Below are 17,086 nucleotides of genomic sequence, written 5' to 3' on the forward strand. Positions count from 1 at the left end.
GTACCGGTGTGTTGGACCGGTCAGCGGGTTCCCGTGTGGGCCCGCGGCACCGAAGGAGCGATCGTGCATCACAACCGTCTCAAGACCGCAGCGCTGCTCGGCCTGTTGACCTCGCTGATCCTCGCGGTCGGCTACTGGTTCGGCGGTAGCGGCGGTCTCGTCATCGCCGTGCTCGTCTCGTTGGTGATGAACGGCGTGACCTATTTCTACTCCGACAAGCTCGCCCTTCGCTCGATGAAGGCGCAACCGGTCAGCGAGGCCCAGTTCCCCGAGCTCTACCGCATGGTGCGGGAGCTGTCCACGCAGGCCGGCAAGCCGATGCCCCGGCTGTACGTGAGCCCGACGTCGCAGCCGAACGCGTTCGCCACCGGGCGTAACCCGGAGCACGCGGCAGTCTGCGTCACGCAGGGCATCGTGGAGGTCCTGGATTACCGGGAGCTGCGGGGCGTGATCGGGCACGAGCTGTCCCACGTCTACAACCGGGACATCCTGATCTCCAGCGTGGCGGCCGGTCTGGCCGGCATCATCACCATGCTGGCGAACATCGCCTGGTTCATCCCGTTGGGCTCCTCGGACGACGAGGACGGCCCGAACCCGGCGGTGCTGCTGCTCACCCTGATCCTCGGCCCGATCGCGGCCACCGTGATCCAGTTGGCGATCAGCCGCAGCCGGGAGTACCAGGCCGACCAGTCCGGCGCGGAGCTGAGCCGCGACCCGCTGGCCCTGGCCAGCGCGCTGAAGAAGATCCACATGGGTACGCAGGCCCGCCCGCTCGCGCCGCAGGGCCAGCTCACCAGCACCGCGCACCTGATGATCGACAACCCGTTCAAGCGGGGCGGCGGCATCGCCGCGATGTTCGCCACCCACCCGCCGATGGAGCAGCGGGTGGCGCGGCTGGAGCAGATGGCCCGCAACTCCGGGCCGGTGCAGTTCCAGCGCTGACCCGTCCATGCTCCGCCCGCGTCCGGCCCGGACGCGGGCGGAGGCGTGTCCTCAGGCCGGCTCGGGCAGCCGGTCCACCCGGGTGAGCAGCACCACGACGAGCAGCATCAGCCCCGCCGCCAGGTAGGCCGCGGCCGGACCGAACAGCGCGGCGGCGCCACCGAGCAGGAAGATCCCGACACCGGAGAGCATGATGTTGCCGGCCACCATGGTCGCCTCCACCTGCCCCATCCGCTCGCGGGGCGCCAACCGCGCGAACGTCGCCTGCGCGCCGATCAGCCAGCCGCCACCGGCGCCGATCAGCGCGTTCGCCACGGCCACGGCCCAGATCGGGGCGCCGACCGCCACCAGCAGGCTGGCCAGCAGGAACGCCAGGCCGAGCGCACGGGCGGCCATGACCTGACCGGCGACCCGGGCCAGCCAGCGACGACGCCCGACCACCAGCACGAACACGGCCCCACCGAACGACGAGGCGGCCAGCAGCGCCGGCCGCCAGGCCCCACCGGCCAGGTCCGGGGCGAGCGTCTCCGGCAGCGCCCCGGACAGCGCGGTGGTCACGGTGAGCAGGGCCACCCCGCGCAGGACCGGATGACCGGCGATGATCCGCAGGCCGGCGGTGGCGGGCGGGCGGGGACCCCGGCTCTCCTGCCGGCTCACCGGCAGGCCGGCGAGGACCACGGCGGCGAGCAGGAACGACACCAGGTCGATCACCAGGGCCGTGCGGGGACCGAGCGCCACCGTCATGCTCGCGCCGGCGAGCAGGCCGACGACCTGGCCGCTCTGGTTGGCGAACGCCGAGAGCCCGAACAGCGGCAACCGCAGCGGCACCGCCACCGCCTCGGCGGTGACCGCCACGTGCACGCTCGAATAGCCGGCCCGGACCGCGCCGAGCAGCCCGGCGGCCACGATCGCCGGCAGCGGCTCGGGCACCACCACCGGTACGGCGATGAGCGCCGCGCCGGCCAGCGACAGCCCGACCAGCATGGTGCGTCGGGCCGGCACGTCCAGCCAGCCGCTGAACACGGTCGCGACCAGCAGCGCGGGCAGCGTCCGGGCGGCGTAGACGGCGGCCGGCCCGAGCACCGAGTCGGTCTGGTCGTAGGCGAGCAGCAGCAGCGCGGCGAGCCCGACGAAGTCACCCAGCTCGGAGATGCCCCGGGCGACCAGCAGCCGGGACGCCACCGGGTGCCGGAAGAGCGCCCGGTAGCCGGGCGTCGCGGGGTCGGTCATCGGGCTGACGGGTCCGCTGTCTCGACCCGCGACGGCGCGCCCGCCGTGCCGCTCATCCGACCTCCGTAGACGCCGGCGGCCGACCCTGCCGCCGTTGGCATGGACTCAATTCGATGAGGAACCTACCCCGTACCGATCGGTACGGCAGCCCCTGATCGTGACGGTGGCCCCGACCTGCGTCGCGACGCCGGCGTCAGCTCCGCTACCCGCAGAACCGTGCCTGGGAGAACGGCGGTCCCGGCGCCACCTGGCCCCGCCAGACCGGGTTGATGGTGGCCGCCAGCGCCGGGGCCTGCCAGGCCGCGCCGAGCAGTTGCAGGGTGGGGTACTCGGACCGCTGCGACTGGACGTCCCTGCCTTCCAGGAAGTCGATCGCCCGGTCGGTGATGTCCGGCCGGCCCAGCAGCCCGCCGTGCAGGGCGGGCACCTCGTAGACCGGGATCTGGGTGAACGGACCGGGCGGGAGTTCCGTCGCGCTGACCGTGGGCAGGAAGGCGATCATCCGTACGCCGGGGACCGGGCACATGGTCTGGAACCGGTAGAACGGGGCGTTCGCCAGCAGCGAGCGGATGAACGGCTCGTCCGGGCTGTCCCGACCCCCGCTGACGCGGGCCACCAGCGCGAAGACCCCGCGCAACTGCCAGCCGGGGGCGATGCCCCAGCCCGCCGCCGCGTCCTCCGGCGGATAGTAGGTGCGGGCGGCGCGGACCAGCGGGCTGAACATCAGCAGCGCCTTGACCGGCGACCCCGGGTGGTCGCGCAGGTAGGTCCGGCCCACCATCGCGCCTTCGCTCTCGCCGAGCAGGGCCACCGGCCGGCCGGTGCGGGCGTGCAACGCGTCCACCTGCCGGGCGAGCAGGGCCGCGCTCGACTCCAGTGAGCGGTGCGTGTCCAGCGGGCCGTACGGCAGCGGCCGGCCGGCGGCGTCCTGGCCGGCGTAGGAGAACGTCTCCGCCGCCGGGTCGACGGCGGACCGCCCGTCGTACCGCGAGTCGTGCGTGCCGAGCACGATCACCGCGTACCGGACCGAGGCGGGCAGCGGCCGGTCGAGCAGCGAAGGCCGGAACGTCTTCACCTGGTCTGCCGGACGCGACGTCACCACCTGGGCCGCCAGCGGGATGGCCAGCGCGAGCACGACCACGATCGGGACCACCGGGACGCGGGGCCAGTGGACCCGGGTCGGCAGCACCGCCGCGCGTACCGACCGGTTCCACAGCAGCCCGTTGGCGGCCCCGGCGAGCGCCGCCACCAGCAGCGTCCACCAGCCGGGCACCCGCCAGACGACCGCACCGGCGACGGTGATCAACGCGAAGTCGAGCAGCGACCAGCCGACCAGTGCCGCCGACGGCAGGCCGCGCCACCCGTGGTAGTTGACCGCCGCCCGTTGCAGGAACGGCGCGAGCAGCAGCATCGGCCCCACCGCGGCGAACACGAACCAGGAGAGCGACACCACGCCGGCGGCGACGGCGAGCGCGGCGAACGGGGTGACGACCACCGCGGTCAACGCCGCGGTCCCCAGGTTGCGCAGCAGGATGCGCCGGCGGTCCGGCCGGGGCGCCTCGACCGGCCAGGCGAGGCTCACCAGGCCCGCGCAGAGCAGCCCCCGCAGCCCGATGGCGACCAGCAGCCCGAGCGCGTACTCCTGCCAGGAGTCGTGGTAGACCAGCAGCCACCGCATGTCGTTGTACGAGTCGTACGGCCAGACGGCCGAGCCCTGCGGTGAGAGGCCCTCCGCGCTGCGGAAGTCCAACGTCAGGAACAGCACGTTCTGCACCACCGGGACGGCCGCCGCGAGCGCGACGAGCCCGAGCAACCTGCCCCTCGGGTGGCTCACCGCGCTCCTCCTCGACCCCGGTCCCCGTCCCCGACTCTCCGACGTCGGGTGGCCGCGCGGGACGGAATGCCGGAAATCGCTGGCGCGACCCGGGTGGGCCGGGCCACTGTGAGACAGCCGACCGTTCCCCCCACCCCAGGTCGGCGTTAGGGTCGAAGGGCTTCTGACTCATTACATCCTGGAGGTCGACGGTGGCCGCGCTGCGCCAGTACCTCGGTGTCTGGCGGATTCCCGGCGCGCCGATGCTGTTGATCCTCGGCATCATCGGCCGGCTCGGGATCGGCATGACCCCGCTGGCGCTGCTGCTGGTGGTCGAGCAGGTCACCGGCCGCTACTCGCTCGCCGCCGTCGCGGGCGGCATCTACGCGCTCTCCGGCGCCGCGCTCAGCCCGATCGCCGGCCGCATCGCCGACCGGGTCGGCCCCACCCCCGTGCTGCTGGCCACCGCGCTGGCCCACCCGCTGGCACTGCTCGGGCTGCTCGGCGCCAGCCGCTCCGACGCCGGCAACCTCGCCCTGATCTACCTCGCGGCGGGCGTCGCCGGTGGCACGTACCCGCCGCTGACCGCTGCCATCAGGGGCGCCTGGAACGACCTGACCACGCCGGCCAGCGGGCGCGGGCACCTGCGCAACACCGCGCTCGCGGCCGAGACCTCCCTGTTCGAGGTCGTCTTCGTGCTCGGCCCGCTGCTGGTGGCCGGCTTCGTGCTGTTCGCCGACGCGTCCACCGCCCTGCTCGGCGCCGCCGTCGTCACCCTGGTCGGCACCGGATCGGTCGCGCTCGGCCGGGTGATGCGCGGCTGGCGCCCGCACCCGCGCGAACACCACGCCCGAGGGCTCGGCCCGCTGCGGGTCGGCGGCTTCCCCGCGCTGCTGCTCTGCGTGGCCAGCCTCGGCATCGCGTTCGGCGCCTCCGGCGTGATCGTCCCGGCCTTCGCCGGCAACAGCGGCACCGCCGACCCGGAGAGCCTGGCCGGCGTGCTGCTCGCCGTCTGGGGCATCGGCAGCGCCGCCGGTGGCTTCACCTTCGGCGTACGCAAGCCGGCCGCCAACATGACCCGCCAGTTCGCCTGGCTGCTCGGCGCGGTGGCGGCCAGCTTCGCCGTCTTCGCGGTGATGCCCGGCCCGGCCGCGCTCGGCGTCGCGCTGGTGCTCGGCGGCGCCGCCATCGCCCCCGCGCTCACGCTGGAGAACACGCTCGTCGGGCGCATCGCCCCGGCCGGCATGCTCAACGAGGCGTACACCTGGGTGGTCACCATGTCGGTCGCGGCGAGCGCCGCCGGCGGCGCGGTCGCCGGCCTGATCGTCGACCACGCCGGCGGTGTGCCGTGGGCGTTCCTCTTCGCCGGCGCGGCCGTCGCCGTCGGGGCCGTGGTCGCCGCGCTGCCCACCGGCCCGATCGCCCGCGCCGAGGCGTCCGCGGTCCGCGCCGAGCAGTCGCTCGCCGCCTGAGCCCGCCCGGCGACCGCCACCCGGTCGGCGTAGCGTGCCCGACCCGGCCGCCAGCAGGCCCAGCGCGACGGTCGCGACCGCGCACACCAGCAGCGTGGGCCGCGCGCCCAGCGCGGCCGTCAACGGGCCGCCCAGCATCGTGCCCAGCGGCACCGCCAGCACCGTCACCGCGCCGTTGGCGGCCAGCACCCGGGGCAGTTCCGCCGCGCCGGCCCGCCGCTGGAACAACGCCGTCGCGGTCGGCAGGTAGGGCGCCCAGACCAGGCCGGCCACCGCGAACGCGGGCAGCGACACCGCGACCGGCGCGCCCAGGCCCAGCGGCAGCAGCGCGGCCCCGAACGCCGCCACGATGCCGAGCAGCGTGGGCCGCAGCGGCCGGTCCCGCAGGTGACCGGTGAGCAGGCCGCCGAGCAGCGACCCGACGCCGAACGCGGTGTAGTAGCCGCCCAGCGTCGCGGCGGACGCGTGCAGGTCCTCGGTCACGTGCACCGGCATCGCCACGTAGAACGGCCCGAACAGGAAGAAGAACCCGCAGCTCAACGCCAGCAGGCCGAGCAGCGACCGGTCCCGGCCGATGACCCGGAAACCGGAGGTACGCGACGGGCCGGTGCCCGCCGCCCGACCCGCGCGACGGCGTACGGCCGGGACCACGAGCCGGTAGCTGACCGCCAGCACCGCGAAACTGGCCGCGTCGATCGCGATCACCCACACCGCACCCATCCCGGCGATGAGCAGCCCGGCCAGCGGCGGCCCGACGACGGTGGCCGCCTGCCCGAACAGCCCGAGCAGCGCGTTGCCGGCCAGGTGCTGCCGCTGCGGCAACAGCTCGGCCACCAGCGTGAACCGGCCGGCCGACCCCCACGGGTGCAGCAGCGAGGAGGCGGCGAGCAGCGCCACGTACAGTCCGACGTCCAGCATCCCGGCGACGTGCGCGACCGGGATCGCCCCCAACGCCAGCGCCCGCAGCGTCGCGTCCCAGCCGGCGAGCTGCGCCCCGCTCCGCCCGCCCAGCACGCGCCCCAACAGCACCGCGCCGGCCGCGCCCGGCAACGTGTACGCGGCCACCGCGAACGCCGTCCAGGTGCCGCGTTGACCGGCCGGCGCGAGTTCCAGCGCCAGCCACGTCACCGCGACCAGGGCCAGCCCGTCACCGAGCGCGGAGACCGCCAGCCCGGGGAGTAGCCGGCGCAGCACGGGTTGGGCGAGGACCGGGCGGTAGGGGAGGAGTGGCATGCCTCCCACCCGACCGCACGGTGGGCCCTCACCTCAACGAAGTTGCCTCAGGGCAGAAGAACTGGCGTCGTACGGGTCACGGGCGGCCAGGGCGGCGGCCTCCGACACCCCGAGCCGGTGGCCGACCCGCCGCCGCGCCCGCACCTGGGCACTCGTGCGGGGCCGGAACTTCGGCTCCCGCCCGCAGCCGCACACCTCGAACCCCTCGTACCGCAGGCCCGCCCCGAGCACCGCCGCGACCGCCGCCCAGCCGGAGTCGTTCCGGCGGCGGGGCGCCGCGAAGTCGTGCCCGGCCAACACCATGGGCCGCCGGCACGACGTGCAGCGGTGGGTGGCGTCGTCCCAGGCGTACTTGTGGCTGCGACGGCACGGCACGCACACGTAGTGGACCCGGTAGAAGGTCTGGGCGTACCGGCACATGCCGGCAGCGTAGCGGCGCGGCGGGCGAAGGTCGCGGCAGTATGTCGCTGTCTCGCCTCAACATTCCTGCCGGCTGCCGCGAGGTGGGGCGCCAGGCCGGTCGTCCCGTACGACGACGGGCTGGTACAGGGGAAGCCTTCCGGTCCCGTGGTCAGCCGACCGCGACGCGGGGGACCGACCCGGTCGCGGCGACCGGGCCGTGGTCGGCGACCCGTGCGCGCCAGGACAGCAGCAGGGTCAACGCGACGGCCACCGCGACGATCGCCAGCCCGTTGATGCCGGCCCAGAGCGTCGCCAGCTCCCGCAGCGTCGCGGCGTCCTCGGCCGGGTCGCGGAAGCGCGGGTTCACCGACGAGATCAGCACCGCCTTCGCCGCCACCGCGACGCCCAGCGTGGCCAGGGCGAGGCGCAGCCGGCGGACCACCCAGTCGGGTGCGCCACGGGTGGCGAGCCGGTGCGCGAGCACCGCGACGAGGACCACCCCGAGCGGCGCCCAGGGCAGGTAGTAGTACATCGGGCTGCCGGCGTCGAGGGCACCCACCGCCTCGCCGGGCTGTGGTCGGGCGAGGACGGCGACGTTGCTGACCAGTTCCTCGTAGAGATTGCCGAAGAGCTGCACGGCGAGGCAGAGCGCCGCCGCCAGGGTGAGTGCCCGGGTGGACCGGAGCAGCGCGACCCCGGTCGCGTCAGGGGTGATCGTGGACATGGAACCTCCCAAGAATCAGTTGCCTGATACCAAGGTATCAGGCAACTGATTCTCGCTGCCACGTCAGCCGCGCTCGGTACGGTGGAGCCGTGACGAGCCGCGCACCCGGGGGACTGCCCGACGAGTTCCTGGAATACCGCCTGGTCCGGTTGGCCGGCCGGCTGGAACGCCGCTTCGCCTCGGCGCTCGCCCCGACCGGGCTCTCACCCCGCCAGTTCAGCGTGCTGGCGGTCCTCACCGAATCGCCCGGCGTGACCTCCGCAGACCTCGCGCGGGCCGTGCTGACCACCCCGCAGAGCATGGGCCCACTGCTGGACCAGATGGAGGCCCGAGGGTTGGTCGAGCGGACCGCCGGCCGTGGTCGGGGCCGAGCCGCGCCGATCCAGGTGACCGACACCGGAGCGGCGCTGCTGCGGGAGGCGGCCGGGTTGGTCGACGCGCTCGACGACTCCACCCGGCGGCGGCTCGGCGAACGGGACCACCGGGAGCTGAACCGCCTCCTGGCGATCCTGGCCGAGCACGTCGGCGACGACTGACGCCGGCTCCCCTAGCGGTAGTTGGTGAACTGGAGCGCCACCCCGAAGTCCTCGCCCTTGAGCAGCGAGATGACGGCCTGAAGGTCGTCCTTCTTCTTGCCGGTGACGCGGAGCTGGTCACCCTGGATCTGCGCCTGCACGCCCTTCGGACCCTCGTCGCGGATCTTCTTGCTGATCGCCTTGGCCTTGTCGGTGTCGATGCCCTGGATCACCTTGGCGTCGATCTTGAAGATCTTGCCCGAGGCGCGCGGGTCGCCGGCGTCCAGCGACTTCATCGAGATGTTCCGCTTGACCAGCTTCTCCTTGAAGACGTCCAGCGCGGCGCGCACCCGCTCCTCGGTCTCCGCCTGAAGGCTGATCGCCTCCTCGCCCGACCAGGAGATCTCGGCCCCGGTCCCGCGGAAGTCGAACCGCGTCGCGAGCTCCTTCTCCGCCTGGCGGAGGGCGTTGTCGACCTCCTGGCGGTCAACCTTGCTCACGATGTCGAACGACGGGCTCGCTGCCATGATCATGCTCCTGCTGTCCGGCGGTGTGTCCTGATCCGTCCCGCACTGACCAGCGTGGGACCCCCTGACGGTACCCCGTTGCGCAGGGGGCCGGGACAACCGCTATCCTTGCTTCCGCTGCCGCGTCACGACGCGGTGGGTGCCCTGGCGGGTTGCCCGAGCGGCCAATGGGAGCGGACTGTAAATCCGTCGCGAAAGCTTCAGAGGTTCGAATCCTCTACCCGCCACCAGGTGCACCAATGGCCCCTGAACAGCAGGAATGCTGATCGGGGGCCGTTGTCGTCTGTCTGGGGGGAGTCCGGCTGGGTCCAGCCGTCTACGACTGGTTGTGGGCAGATGGTGGGCAGGTCGATCTTGCCGACTGAGGGCTCTTCTCGGGCTGCGAACGTTGTGGTTGGTGGCTCGGCCACGGCATCGCCGTCCTGCTCCGGGTCCACGCCAACTGCATCATCGGGGGAGGCGACACCATGAACGACAAGATCGGCGACGCGCACGAATGATCTCAGTCGTGCAACCGGCCACGACAACGCCGGGCGGCCTCGGTGAATCCGGGCTCTGCGCTGTCGCCCAGGAGGCGAGCAGCGTCTGCCATGTGAGTCCAGAAGACCTGCGCGTTTGCTGGCGTCCGCCTGCACCACAGGGCTTCCGCCGAGAGGAAGGCTTGGAGCATCTTCCCCGTGGTCATCGACCGATGGAAGGTGAGAGCCCAGCCGCTGGGGATCGGTCCGGCCGCCTTCAGCGCTTCACGAAGTGTCTTCGCGATTTCGGTGCTGGCCTCATCCAGCTTGATCTGATGGTCGAAGTACCCCGCGCTCTCCAGCACCTCCCCGATGACACCTTCCTCGTCGGGAGGCACCTCGTCGAACAACCCGAGGTACTCCAACAAGCGCTGATCGGCCTCACTGACGCTGGTGCCGCCAGCCACGCAGACCGCTATCGCCGTCAGGCGCAGATCGCCTCCAGTCGTGGCGAGGCGGCCGAAGGCCTGGCCCGGAGCGTCCCCCGCTTGGAGACGGGCAACAGCAGCCGAGATGCGGGTATCAAGATCGGGCGGGTGCTCCACGCCGCAGAGCCTGCCCCTGCCGGCCGTATCGGCGCCAGCGACGACGAGGCTCGGCTCTGGTTGAATGCCGGTGTCCCGCCGACCGAGGTTGCCCGACGCCTAGGCCACAGCGTCGCCGCTGCGCCGCGTCTACGCCAACTGGATCGACGGCGGAGACGACACCATGAACGACAAGATCGGCGATGCGCTCGGATGATGTCGCAACTCAGTGGCAACGTCCTCGCCGTCAGCACGCCTGGACCCTCGACAACCTCGCGGTGCCATACGGTGATCGACATGACGCGGACCGAGGCTCTGCGTGATCTGCTGGACAACGGCCGGGACTGCGACACTCCACGGCTGGAGGCGATCGCCGTCGAACTCGACCTACCCGTGGCTGACGTCCTCGTAGTCGCGGGCCACCCGGTACCGGGGGACCTGCTGCCGCCCGACCGCGATAAGACCGTCATGCGGGCGTTCGCCTACCGCGTGACCTACTGCAACCACCCTCAGTTGGCGGCGCTGCGCGAGTTCCTGCTCGCCATGCCGGATGAAGGCGCGGCGCCTGAGCCTCGGCCGGCTCGCGATCCGGCCGACCCGGGCCCGTTCCCGGCCGTCCTACACGGTCTTATGCGTAACCGAGGCTTTGGGGTGCGGGAGTTCCCGTTCGTCGGTCTGTCGATCAGCACCCTCAGAGGCATGCTGGGCGGGGCATGGCACCGGCTCTCCCAACTGCAAGCCGTGGCCGGTCCGCTGGGCTGGAGCACGGAGGACCTGGCCACCCTGGCGGGCGAGCCGCTGCAACCCCTCGAATACGGTCCGATGTTCTGTCACCACGTCGGCGCGGTGTTCTTGGCCGCCGTCCCCCGCACCACCGATCAACTGGTGCGAGCCGCCCGTGAGGCGGACCGGTTGAGCGCGCGCGAGGACCACGGCGCCTGGCAACCAGTATCCGAGGGCATCTACGACTGCCCGGACGCGTAGGCGGGCACTGTCGAACACGCTCCAAGGGCGGCCCGTTGTGGGATCCGAAGCTCAGTTGCGGGATCCGTCCCTGACGAACTCGACAAAGGAAGCCCACTGGGCCGAGTTGAACGTCAGCGACGGACCGGCGACGTCCTTGCTGTCCCGTACGCCCACGACGCCCGGAAGATTGTCGGCAACCTCGACACAGTTGCCCTCGTTGCCGCTGTAGCTGCTCTTGCGCCAGTGGATCGTGGTCAGCTCAGTCATCGTAGGTCTCCTTGATCACGGCGCCCACCAGATCTTCGGAGGCGCGTTCGTCCAGGGCAAGGCTCCAAAGAGTCTCCCAAGCCGACGAGTAAGTCTCCACCTCACTCCTCCGATCGAGGTAGATGCTGCCGGTCATCGACTCGCTGTAGACCGTGGTCGGCTCGGCAGGCCGGGTGCCCTTCGCGGGAAAGTCGAGCAGCACGAAGTTGCCAGCGACGGATGCTCGGTGTGGGCCGATGTCCCTCGGCAGCACGCGGACCCTGATGTTCGTTGCCTGGGCCGCGTTGACCAGGTAGGCCAACTGCGCCCGCCACGCTTCCACGTCACCGATCGGCCGATGCAGGACAGCCTCGTCGACGATCGTTTCGAAGAGAGGTGCTGCCGGACTCCGCCGGGCGAGAAGCTTTTGCCGCTCCATCCGGAGGGCGACCTTCTGGGCCACCTCCTGCGTTGTGCGGCCCGGCTTGGTCTCGAAGACCACCGACATGTATTCGGGTGTCTGAAGGAGTCCCGGGATCAGATTCGGCTCGTACTGCCGGATGTGGCAGGCGGCAGCCTCCAGCCCGACGTAAAGCTCGAACCAGGCGGGGATCGCATCGCCGTAGGCGTGCCACCAGCCCCGGCTCTTGCTTTCCCGGGCGAGTGAGACGAGGACTTCGGTCAGGTCGGTCGAGGTGCCGTAGAGCTGGCACATGAGGTTCACGTCGTGGGTGCGGAGCGAGGTGTGGCCGGCCTCCAGCCGGTACATCTTCGCCCGTGACCACTCCAGCGTCTTCGCGGCGGCTTCCAGGTTGATGCCGGCTTCCTCGCGCGCCTGCCGCAGCAGCCGGCCGAGTTGCCGACGCGGGACGGAAGATCCCGTCTCGGCCATCTGATCCCCAATCTCACCTCAACCGCCTGTGTGTCTCACTTCAGCCACCCTGCCCGCCCGGATGGCACGACGTCAATCTCGATGTCTGAAACCCGCGATGAGATGTTGCAGTGACGGTGCCACTACGCCACGTTGGCAGCCGAAGGGGTCGGTTGACGATTCGCCGGAGGTGCGCGATGCCCCGCTGGAAGTGGTTCCAACGCAGCAACGAGCCGGTCGATCTGGTGCAGCGGCCGACCAACAACGAGCGTCCTGGCGAAACCGGGAAACGGAACGACGGCGCCAACGTCCTGCCGTTGGTCCGCTCTCCAGCGACCCGGGCCGCTCAGGCGCGAACAGAAGATGGCGGGAAGCGTCGTCACGGTGACGAGCCGTGAGGCCGGAGCGGAGACCGGACACGCCCCTCATCGTGGCGGTGTCCTGGGCCGTCATCGACTACCACGTGGCGTACACCTGCCCGCGTTGCCGGCCGTACGGATGGTGTCCCCGGGTGGTCGTCGCCCGCGCCCGCATCCGCGCCTGGCGCAAGGCCTGTGGGCAGTGACGGAGCTGAAGCCCGGCGTGCTGCTCCTCGTCGGCAGGGCGGCCGGCGTGCAGTTCGCGAGGCCGTTCCACTTCCGGCTGATCCGCGTCCTCGACTGGAGCACCTACGACGGCTGGACGTGGCTGGACGGCTACCAGCTCGACGAGCAGGGCGACGCCGTGGCGCGTCGGTCGATCTTCGTCAAGCGGTGCGGCTTGAGCGCAGGCTCCGCTTCTTCACAACGAATGCTGGGGATGAGGCCGGCTCCGGACGGCGGGCGCCGGAGCAATAGAGCGCGGGTGCCGGCCAGCCGCCCCTCTCCCCGCTCGGCGCGGCAATGGACAGGACAGGGACGGACTGATGGTGCGTAGTTGGCGGGACACCCGCTCCCGGATGAACCTCGATGAGGCTCCTGTCGCCGCGCACCGGGAGCGGATGCTCGCCGAGGTCAGGGCATCACGTCCGGGGCCGCCACCTCATCCGGTCGACCACACCCACGGGCCGGGTCGGGAGGAGCCGCGATGACCACTCGCCGCACGCCGGCGGCCCAGTTGGTCGACGTGCCCGCCGATCGTCTGCGCCGCCGGTTCCTGGGTTGGGCGCGGTGAGCATCCTTCGGACCGGCGACGAGAAGTTCCACTACAGCGACGGCTCCCACCGGTGGATCCCGCCGGACCCGGACTACGACCAGGAGGTCTGGAACGAGCAGGTGCGCCAGCACAAGCAGGGCCACCTGCGGAACGAGCGCCCGACGGTCCGCATCCAACGCCTGGTCTGAGCGCCGCCGCGCCGCGTACAAGAAAAAGGTCGTACCGTGCGGTCATGCTCTATGTCGGCCTGCTCGGCTGGGTGCTGATCCACGTGCTGGCCCTCGCCGCGGTCGTCGCCGTCGTCTGCCTCGCGCGGTGGCTGTGGCGGTCGACGCGACGCGGCGTGGCGGCGCTGCCGGCCCGGCTTCGGGCGTTGCCGGGCCAACTGCGGGCGCTCACGGTCGAGCCGCCGCCGGGGCCCGCGTTCAACGACGCCCGGGACGTGTGGCCGATGCCGCCGGACGACTGAGGCGCAACCGGCAGGTGAGGGGATGTGTCGGTGATTCACCAGCGATTGACCCGTATCGCCCTCTGGTGCTCGGGCGAGTTATAGGTATGGTGGTCTATGCCCAGGGTCGTCCGAGCCACGGGATGGGGAGCACGGCCGGGCGCAGCGGCCCGATCGCTTTCGGGGCCGCCTAGATCAGTTCGCGTTGAAGGTCGGAATACGCAATGGACGGACGGCCGCGGGGCCCGTGAGCCCGCTGATCTGGCTACGCGTCCCTCTGGCACCGGGCCGATCGGCGAAACCTTTTCGACGGTCGGATCGGGCCTGTTCCCACGGCTTTCCTGCGTGCGGGCCCTGTGGCACGATCGTGGAACCTCCACCATCCCCGGTGTCCCATCCCCGACAGGAGAGCGAACATGTCTGGTCGAAGACTGGGCCGGCTGCTTGGCTCAATGCTGGTTTTTGCCGCCGTCATGAGTGGCGTCCTGGTCGGCGCAGGGCCGGAGCTCGGCGACATGCAGACCGCGGACGTCATCTGGAACATGCCTGCGACTCGCTGACGTTCACCGTCCCCTCCGAGCCAGGCGAAAGTCGATCGACGGAAGGGGCGGCATGTCCGCACAGCCCGTCAAGGGCTCGCGGTCCAATGATCACGCTTGGCTGATCACCGGGCCACTCGTCCTTTTCGCCGTCGTCTGTGCGACGGTGACCGGTCTGCTCAGTGACCATCCGTTCGGCGGCTGGCCGCTGGCGGCGGTGCTGCTGGTGGCCATGGTCGCCGCCGGGCTCCCGGTGCTCAACTTCACCGTACGACGACAGTCGCTCGGTGTGACGATCACCGAGATCCCGTTGGTGCTCGCGTTCTATCTGACGCGTCCGCTGACGGTGGTCGCGATCTATACCGGGGCCGCGATCCTCACCCATCTGTGGCACCGGATGGGTGCGGCGAAGTTCTGGTTCAACGTCGCCCGCGCGGCGGCCGGCTCCTCGCTCGCCGTGCTGGTGTTGCAGGTGCTGCCCCCGGTCGAGGGCGTGGGCCCGCGCACCTGGCTGACGTTGTTCACCGCCGCCATCATGGTCAACCTGGTCAGCATCACGTCGGTGGCCGGCGTCTACACGCTGCTCCAGGGCTGGCAGACCGGCCGCGACGCGTTCCGCAGGGCGCCCTCCGCGCTGCTCTCCGCCGGTATCCAGATCGTCGCCGGTCTGATCGTCCTGATCCTGATCACCTCCAACTGGTGGTCGCTGGTCCTGCTGTCCGCGCTGATCACCGCGCTGACACTGATCTACCGCGCGTACGCGCAGTTCTTCCGGCAGCACCGCACGCTCTCCGACATGTACGAGTTGAGCCGCGCCGTCAGCGGCAGCGGCCAGGACGGCACGCTCGCCGACGCCCTGCTGGGCCGCGTCCGGGCGATGCTCCAGGCGGAGTACGCGACGCTCTGGCTGCCGGCCCAGCGCCGGCACCCGGAGGTGCTGCTGACCTCCCGGATCGCCGACCCGGGGCTGCTGGACGTGGCGCCCACGCCCGCCGCCCTGCGCGAGCAGGTCCGCCGCGAGGGGCAGACGCTGGTGCTGACCCGCGGCGCCGGCGCCGACGGCAAACTGCGGACCGCGCTCACCGAGCAGCGGGTCAAGGACGTCATCGTGGTGCCGCTGCGCTCCGGGCAGGCGGTCGTCGGCACGCTGGAGGTGGCCAACCGGCTCGGTGCCAGCAACTCGTTCAGCCGCACCGACGTGCCGCTGTTGGAAACCGTCGCCGCGCACGCCGCGGTCGCGCTGGAGAACTCCCGCCTGGTGGACCGGCTGCGGCACGACGCCGAGCACGACACGCTGACCCGGCTGCCGAACCGGCGGCGACTCATCGCGGCGGTGGGGGAGGCGGTCAAGATCCGTGCCCCCGGCGAGGTGGTGGCGCTGCTGCTCTTCGACGTCGACCGGCTGCGCCAGGTCAACGAGTCGTTGGGCCACGCGGCCGGCGACAAGGTGCTGGTCGAGGTGGCCGAGCGGCTGCGGGCCTGCGCGCCCTCCTCGGCGCTCGTGGGTCGCGCCGGCGGGGACGAGTTCCTGGTGACGCTCCGGCTGGAGGGCGTCGACGCCGCGCTGGAGTTGGCGACCCAGCTCCGGGAGCAGATCCGGGACGAGATGGTCTTCGACGCGCTCACCCTGGACGTGGACACCGCCGTCGGCGTTGCCGTCCACCCCGACCACGGTGGGGACGCGGTGGCGCTGCTCCAGCGCGTCGACCTGGCGGCCAACGCGGCGAAGTCGGTCCCGGGCAGCGTGCAGCTCTACAGCCCGGCGCTGGAGTCGCGGTCGCTGCGCCGACTCGGTCTCGCCGGCGACCTGAAGCGGGCGTTGGCGGACGGCGAACTGGAGGTCTACTTCCAGCCCAAGGTCACGCTGCGGGACCGCCGCCTGGTGGGCGTGGAGTGCCTGGCGCGCTGGGAGCACCCGGCGCACGGCACCGTCTCGCCGGACGACTTCGTGGCGGTGGCCGAGCACACCGGCCAGCTCGGCCGGCTCACCGAGTTCGTGCTGCGGGAGAGCCTGCGGCGCAGCCGCGACTGGAGTCACGGCGAGCAGCCGCTCTGCGTCTCGGTCAACCTGGCCGCCCGGACGGTGAACGACCCACACTTCCCGGGGCTGGTGCGGGAACTGCTGACGGAGTACGGCGTACCGCCGCAGCGGCTCACGTTGGAGATCACCGAGGCGGGCGTGCTGGACGGCACCGAGCGGCCCGTGCCGATCCTGCGCTGCCTGCGCGACCTCGGGGTCCGGCTCTCGGTGGACGACTTCGGCACCGGCAACTCGTCGCTGGCCCAACTGCGCCGGCTGCCGGTGCACGAGGTGAAGGTGGACCGGTCGTTCGTGCAGGGCATGGCGACCGATCCGGGTGACCTGGCCATCGTCAACGCGGTGGTGACGCTCTCCCAGCAGTTCGGCCTGACCGTGGTGGCCGAGGGGGTGGAGAGCGAGCTGACGCTGGAGCTGCTCCAGGACATCGGCTGCGAGATCGGCCAGGGCTTCCTGTTCAGCCGGCCGCTGCCGTACGAGCGCCTGGAGGCGTGGTTCGGCGCCCAGGTCGACCCCGAGACGGTCGTCGCGGGGGAGCTGCCGCGCCTGCGTGTGGTGCCCTGAGCAGGCGTGGCACCTGTCGGGGGGATCCGATTTCACCTCCGCGACGCGGTCGTGTACTGTTTCCTCTGCGCGACACCCGAAGGGTGATCGAGCAGGCCCCCTTAGCTCAGTCGGCAGAGCGTCTCCATGGTAAGGAGAAGGTCTACGGTTCGATTCCGTAAGGGGGCTCAAAAGGGTCCGGCTGGACCCGCCACGGCGGTGTAGCTCAGATGGTAGAGCAAGCGGCTCATAATCGCTGTGTCGCCGGTTCAAGTCCGGCCACCGCTACTCTCGTCCTCCGGGTCAGCCCGGTGGTCGGTGGGATGGGCGCCACAGGGCGCCCACTTTGCATGTCCGCGTGGTCAGTGCGTAGGCTGACACGCTGTAGTTGATATCCGTGA

17 protein-coding genes, 3 tRNA genes and 1 pseudogene are annotated in these 17,086 nt (G+C 71.5%); 12 read left to right on the plus strand and 9 right to left on the minus strand.

What is annotated here, in order from left to right; translation table 11 throughout:
- The first annotated feature begins 63 nt into the window (after positions 1–63).
- Positions 64–942 (plus strand): zinc metalloprotease HtpX, encoded by an 879-nt coding sequence (gene htpX, locus VKK44_RS01370; protein WP_343445017.1) that lies wholly within the window; start codon positions 64–66, stop codon positions 940–942.
- Positions 943–993: 51 nt separating this feature from the next.
- Here the strand turns inward: htpX and VKK44_RS01375 are convergent, their stop codons facing one another.
- Both VKK44_RS01375 and VKK44_RS01380 read right to left on the minus strand, forming a co-directional pair.
- Positions 994–2,172, minus strand: a complete 1,179-nt coding sequence (locus VKK44_RS01375) for an MFS transporter (RefSeq protein ID WP_343445019.1) — start codon at positions 2,170–2,172, stop codon at positions 994–996.
- Positions 2,173–2,374: 202 nt separating this feature from the next.
- Complete coding sequence (locus tag VKK44_RS01380; protein WP_343445020.1) at positions 2,375–4,006, minus strand: alpha/beta fold hydrolase; 1,632 nt, start codon at positions 4,004–4,006, stop codon at positions 2,375–2,377.
- Between the two features lie 191 nt (positions 4,007–4,197).
- Here VKK44_RS01380 and VKK44_RS01385 point away from each other — a divergent pair, with 191 nt between their 5' ends.
- Complete coding sequence (locus VKK44_RS01385; RefSeq protein ID WP_343445022.1) at positions 4,198–5,457, plus strand: MFS transporter; 1,260 nt, start codon at positions 4,198–4,200, stop codon at positions 5,455–5,457.
- A 24-nt stretch (positions 5,458–5,481) separates the two neighbouring features.
- Here the strand turns inward: VKK44_RS01385 and VKK44_RS01390 are convergent.
- The 3 genes and pseudogenes from VKK44_RS01390 to VKK44_RS01400 all read right to left on the minus strand — a co-directional run.
- A pseudogene (locus tag VKK44_RS01390) lies at positions 5,482–6,690 on the minus strand (MFS transporter); the annotation flags it as partial.
- 33 nt (positions 6,691–6,723) lie between these two features.
- Positions 6,724–7,110, minus strand: a complete 387-nt coding sequence (locus tag VKK44_RS01395; protein ID WP_343445024.1) for a hypothetical protein — start codon at positions 7,108–7,110, stop codon at positions 6,724–6,726.
- Positions 7,111–7,261: 151 nt separating this feature from the next.
- Positions 7,262–7,816, minus strand: a complete 555-nt coding sequence (locus tag VKK44_RS01400; RefSeq protein ID WP_343445026.1) for a hypothetical protein — start codon at positions 7,814–7,816, stop codon at positions 7,262–7,264.
- Positions 7,817–7,905: 89 nt separating this feature from the next.
- On the opposite strand from VKK44_RS01400, the gene VKK44_RS01405 reads away from it, so the two are divergent.
- Positions 7,906–8,352 carry a MarR family winged helix-turn-helix transcriptional regulator gene (locus VKK44_RS01405; protein WP_343445028.1) on the plus strand — a complete coding sequence of 149 codons (447 nt, stop codon included), beginning with the start codon at positions 7,906–7,908 and terminating at the stop codon, positions 8,350–8,352.
- Between the two features lie 11 nt (positions 8,353–8,363).
- Here the strand turns inward: VKK44_RS01405 and VKK44_RS01410 are convergent, their stop codons facing one another.
- Positions 8,364–8,858, minus strand: coding sequence for a YajQ family cyclic di-GMP-binding protein (locus VKK44_RS01410; protein ID WP_343445029.1), 495 nt, complete (start codon positions 8,856–8,858; stop codon positions 8,364–8,366).
- A 146-nt stretch (positions 8,859–9,004) separates the two neighbouring features.
- Here VKK44_RS01410 and VKK44_RS01415 point away from each other — a divergent pair.
- Positions 9,005–9,088: transfer RNA gene (locus VKK44_RS01415), tRNA-Tyr, on the plus strand.
- A gap of 272 nt (positions 9,089–9,360) precedes the next feature.
- Here the strand turns inward: VKK44_RS01415 and VKK44_RS01420 are convergent.
- Positions 9,361–9,921, minus strand: coding sequence for a hypothetical protein (locus VKK44_RS01420; protein WP_343445031.1), 561 nt, complete (start codon positions 9,919–9,921; stop codon positions 9,361–9,363).
- A gap of 276 nt (positions 9,922–10,197) precedes the next feature.
- On the opposite strand from VKK44_RS01420, the gene VKK44_RS01425 reads away from it, so the two are divergent.
- Positions 10,198–10,884, plus strand: coding sequence for a hypothetical protein (locus VKK44_RS01425; protein WP_343445032.1), 687 nt, complete (start codon positions 10,198–10,200; stop codon positions 10,882–10,884).
- 51 nt (positions 10,885–10,935) lie between these two features.
- Here the strand turns inward: VKK44_RS01425 and VKK44_RS01430 are convergent, their stop codons facing one another.
- On the minus strand, positions 10,936–11,133 hold the full coding sequence (locus VKK44_RS01430) for a DUF397 domain-containing protein (RefSeq protein ID WP_343445034.1): 198 nt from the start codon (positions 11,131–11,133) through the stop codon (positions 10,936–10,938).
- Positions 11,126–12,004, minus strand: a complete 879-nt coding sequence (locus tag VKK44_RS01435; protein WP_343445035.1) for a helix-turn-helix domain-containing protein — start codon at positions 12,002–12,004, stop codon at positions 11,126–11,128. Before VKK44_RS01435 ends, VKK44_RS01430 begins: the two co-directional genes overlap by 8 nt.
- A 409-nt stretch (positions 12,005–12,413) precedes the next feature.
- Here VKK44_RS01435 and VKK44_RS01440 point away from each other — a divergent pair, with 409 nt between their 5' ends.
- From VKK44_RS01440 to VKK44_RS01470, 7 genes are all read left to right on the plus strand, one after another.
- On the plus strand, positions 12,414–12,548 hold the full coding sequence (locus VKK44_RS01440; protein ID WP_343445037.1) for a hypothetical protein: 135 nt from the start codon (positions 12,414–12,416) through the stop codon (positions 12,546–12,548).
- Positions 12,549–12,553: 5 nt separating this feature from the next.
- Complete coding sequence (locus VKK44_RS01445; protein ID WP_458351648.1) at positions 12,554–12,898, plus strand: hypothetical protein; 345 nt, start codon at positions 12,554–12,556, stop codon at positions 12,896–12,898.
- A 233-nt stretch (positions 12,899–13,131) separates the two neighbouring features.
- Positions 13,132–13,305, plus strand: coding sequence for a hypothetical protein (locus VKK44_RS01450; protein ID WP_343445040.1), 174 nt, complete (start codon positions 13,132–13,134; stop codon positions 13,303–13,305).
- Positions 13,306–13,349: 44 nt separating this feature from the next.
- Positions 13,350–13,586, plus strand: coding sequence for a hypothetical protein (locus VKK44_RS01455; protein ID WP_343445042.1), 237 nt, complete (start codon positions 13,350–13,352; stop codon positions 13,584–13,586).
- Between the two features lie 591 nt (positions 13,587–14,177).
- A complete protein-coding gene (locus VKK44_RS01460; RefSeq protein WP_343445043.1) occupies positions 14,178–16,706 on the plus strand; it encodes a putative bifunctional diguanylate cyclase/phosphodiesterase in 2,529 nt (842 codons plus the stop codon).
- A gap of 95 nt (positions 16,707–16,801) precedes the next feature.
- Positions 16,802–16,874 (plus strand) — tRNA-Thr (locus tag VKK44_RS01465).
- A gap of 26 nt (positions 16,875–16,900) precedes the next feature.
- A tRNA-Met gene (locus VKK44_RS01470) sits at positions 16,901–16,973 on the plus strand.
- Positions 16,974–17,086 lie beyond the last annotated feature (113 nt).

It is taken from the genome of Micromonospora sp. DSM 45708 (assembly GCF_039566955.1).
GTDB lineage: Bacteria > Actinomycetota > Actinomycetes > Mycobacteriales > Micromonosporaceae > Micromonospora.

Excerpts from the sequence above, each read along its gene's own strand:
- VKK44_RS01460 (WP_343445043.1), top strand. The coding sequence starts at position 14,178 with ATGTCCGCACAGCCCGTCAAGGGCTCGCGGTCCAATGATCACGCTTGG.
- VKK44_RS01430 (WP_343445034.1), bottom strand. The coding sequence starts at position 11,133 with ATGACTGAGCTGACCACGATCCACTGGCGCAAGAGCAGCTACAGCGGC.
- VKK44_RS01410 (WP_343445029.1), bottom strand. The coding sequence starts at position 8,858 with ATGGCAGCGAGCCCGTCGTTCGACATCGTGAGCAAGGTTGACCGCCAG.
- VKK44_RS01455 (WP_343445042.1), top strand. The coding sequence starts at position 13,350 with ATGCTCTATGTCGGCCTGCTCGGCTGGGTGCTGATCCACGTGCTGGCC.
- VKK44_RS01375 (WP_343445019.1), bottom strand. The coding sequence starts at position 2,172 with ATGACCGACCCCGCGACGCCCGGCTACCGGGCGCTCTTCCGGCACCCG.
- VKK44_RS01395 (WP_343445024.1), bottom strand. The coding sequence starts at position 7,110 with ATGTGCCGGTACGCCCAGACCTTCTACCGGGTCCACTACGTGTGCGTG.
- VKK44_RS01435 (WP_343445035.1), bottom strand. The coding sequence starts at position 12,004 with ATGGCCGAGACGGGATCTTCCGTCCCGCGTCGGCAACTCGGCCGGCTG.
- VKK44_RS01425 (WP_343445032.1), top strand. The coding sequence starts at position 10,198 with ATGACGCGGACCGAGGCTCTGCGTGATCTGCTGGACAACGGCCGGGAC.
- VKK44_RS01400 (WP_343445026.1), bottom strand. The coding sequence starts at position 7,816 with ATGTCCACGATCACCCCTGACGCGACCGGGGTCGCGCTGCTCCGGTCC.